At 54.0% G+C, this 2,203-nt stretch carries 3 protein-coding genes and 1 pseudogene; all 4 read left to right on the top strand.

What is annotated here, in order from left to right:
• A pseudogene (locus AC1DUO_RS24230) lies at positions 1-220 on the top strand (plasmid partitioning/stability family protein); the annotation flags it as partial.
• Between the two features lie 37 nt (positions 221-257).
• Positions 258-491 carry a hypothetical protein gene (locus AC1DUO_RS24235; protein ID WP_241917304.1) on the top strand — a complete coding sequence of 78 codons (234 nt, stop codon included), beginning with the start codon at positions 258-260 and terminating at the stop codon, positions 489-491.
• A gap of 297 nt (positions 492-788) precedes the next feature.
• On the top strand, positions 789-1,022 hold the full coding sequence (locus tag AC1DUO_RS24240) for a hypothetical protein (protein WP_241917305.1): 234 nt from the start codon (positions 789-791) through the stop codon (positions 1,020-1,022).
• A gap of 581 nt (positions 1,023-1,603) precedes the next feature.
• A partial coding sequence (locus AC1DUO_RS24245; RefSeq protein ID WP_477989142.1) for an IS110 family transposase occupies positions 1,604-2,203 on the top strand: 600 nt, incomplete at its 3' end.

The raw sequence follows: 2,203 nt of genomic DNA on the forward strand, positions 1-2,203 counted from the left end.
GTTGTCCATGTTATTCGATGGTCAGCTGACCGCCGACCAGCTGGTGAGTATTATTCAGCAAACGACGGGATGGCAGCCCACGACGGCCAGCATTCAGGACGTCATTGCCGCCTGCGCTGGCCAGGTGCCTGCCCCCTCAGTGCTCCCGGAACCCACCGGCAGTACGGAAGGGGAAGGGCAGGCCCGAACTAATTTCAAACGCATGCTGAAAAAAGACTGAAGCCCTCCGGCGTGCCGGAAGATTTGTGGAGAGAACCATGTCATTGATGCTGTTATGCAAAGGGATCATCGGGCTGGAGACGCTGACGGGCAGGGCGCGCAAAAGCGCGGCGGAGTGGTGTTTTCTCATCAGTTGCCTGTTTATCGTGCCGCTGCTGATATTTGACGGATTCAGCGTGCCCGTGAAGATACTCCTGCAGCTGTGCTGGGCCATTGTGGTGGTACGCGCGGCGTTTCTGGCCTCTGAAACCTGGAAGAAAAACCGTAAGTAAAACCGATCATCGCTTTCCGCCGGCCTGCGTGCCGGTTTTTTTTAGGGCTACATCAGGCAGGGAGTGTGCGGTTTTCACATCAGCTGCAGACGATATGACGCTTCCTCGTCGCGGCTGTTCGTTCCTCGCGATGCTGCGGTACGCCTCAGCCGAGTCTGCGGCGAGCGTTGCGGGTTTTTACAGGATAGATTTTTTACCGTTTTTCGACATTCTCAAGACGACTGCCTGGTCGTGCTGGACGGCATCAGAACCCGGACGCATGATAAGAGGAGCGTTTAACCCCGCCGGAGACATGAAATGGTCATTAATCCCCGCTTTCCCAAAGAGCTGATTTTCTTCTCGGATGTCAAAGATGCCGTCGCTGACGCAGCGACTCGTATTTTTCTGACAGGTAACGAAATCTGTCACGATACCCTGGTGGAATGCCTGGCCGACCGGCTGGCTTATGCGAAAATTATTGAAGACAACTATACGGCCGGCGTGATGCAGCAGGCGATTGACCTGCTTGAAGAGAATCGTGGGCACCTCTGAACCGCCCGCGACGAACAGAATGTTATCCTCATTCATCGTCTGACCCCAGGGGCCGGCCTGGCCGGTGTCTGTCCTGCTGCCATTCATTTCGGGTACCGCCCCGGTCGTCGCAGACTACCGCCTCATTTCAAACCGCAGCCGGTTATCCACAGATTCACTGAGTAACTTCGGTATTCGCGGGGGGTAAGTCGGTGTACCTTTCTGCGCCGGTCCTGTGCCTGGCGGCTTTTCACCCAAGGATGTCGCGTTGCTCCACATCCATAGCACCTGACGGTGCCGCCCTGATTTGCTCACTTCCGTGCTATCCCCCCACGTCCTTAACGTTAGCGCCAACCCCGTGCCCGCACTGTAGCCGGGCCGCTGCGCCTGCAAGTGTTCACTCCGTCGTCTCCTTGTATGTTTAGGATGACAGTGAGAAGCGTATACACTCATTGTGTTTTACCTGATGTTGCAGCACGTTCGTCGTCCTGGGATATGAGCCCGAGGGTGAGCATCATTGCGCAACGTCATTCTCAGTATTAACCCGAACAATTGCCGGGGCGTGCAAACAGCCCGTATCTGCAAGGCAGGGAGAACTGAACATGAGTGATAAAACCACAATCGGTATAGATGTAGCTAAAAACACTCTGGAAGTATTTATCGATACTACCGGGCAGCTACTGCATCTGGAAAATTCAGCTGCAGGAATACTTGAATTGCAGGCAGCTCTGAGCGGGCTTTCTGTTACGGGAATAATTATGGAAGCAACAAGCCGGTATCACTGTACTGCCGAGTTAATGCTCAGTGCTGCGGGTCTGCCGGTCGCAGTAATTAATCCTCGTCAGATCAAGAACTTTGCCAGAGCTATGGGGAAGGTGGCAAAGAGCGACCCAATTGACGCGAGAATTATTTGCGAATATGGCCGACGCATGACTCCACAATTCAGACCGGCGAAAAGCGAGCAGCAGCAAGACCTGGCCGTACTGTTGACACGTCGGCGTCAGCTGGTTCAGAACCGTGTGATGGAATCTAACCGTTGCAAAGAACGATGCGGCGCTTATGTTGAACAAGGAATTATGCGGCACATTGAATGGCTCGATGTTGAGATTGATGTACTGGATGCCGAAATTAAGCAGCGGCTACGCCAGGATGACGATCTGGCAGCAAAGCGTCTGTTGCTTGATAAGGTAAAAGGTATCGGG

This window comes from Rahnella sp. P4_A8 (genome assembly GCF_056402435.1).